A 257-nucleotide genomic window follows, 5' to 3' on the forward strand; every position below is an offset into this window, starting at 1 on the left:
GGATACCGGCTCGCGATTTTCCGTATAGAGGCTCGCGATTTCATCACCGTTTTGATCGACGATTTTTGAAGATGCGTGCAGTATTAATTTCTTTTCATCGATGACATAATGGCCGAGAAATATAATGATAATGTATCCGATTAACGCGAGAAAAGCGGTTGCCGCCGCAATTACAGCCGGAATAAAGAATCTTTTTTTCTTTTTCAGCATAAGTCACCTCGCCTTTCTTAACTTGTAGTATGGGAAATATTGTTTCG

At 40.5% G+C, this 257-nt stretch carries 1 protein-coding gene; it reads right to left on the reverse strand.

Going from position 1 to position 257, the window contains the following annotated elements; translation table 11 throughout:
• Positions 1–210 (reverse strand): hypothetical protein (locus SB660_RS21940; RefSeq protein ID WP_410584554.1); only part of this gene is annotated, 210 nt, incomplete at its 3' end.
• Positions 211–257: the final 47 nt, after the last annotated feature.

It is taken from the genome of Bacillus sp. SIMBA_005 (genome assembly GCF_046535585.1).
GTDB lineage: Bacteria > Bacillota > Bacilli > Bacillales > Bacillaceae > Bacillus > Bacillus pumilus.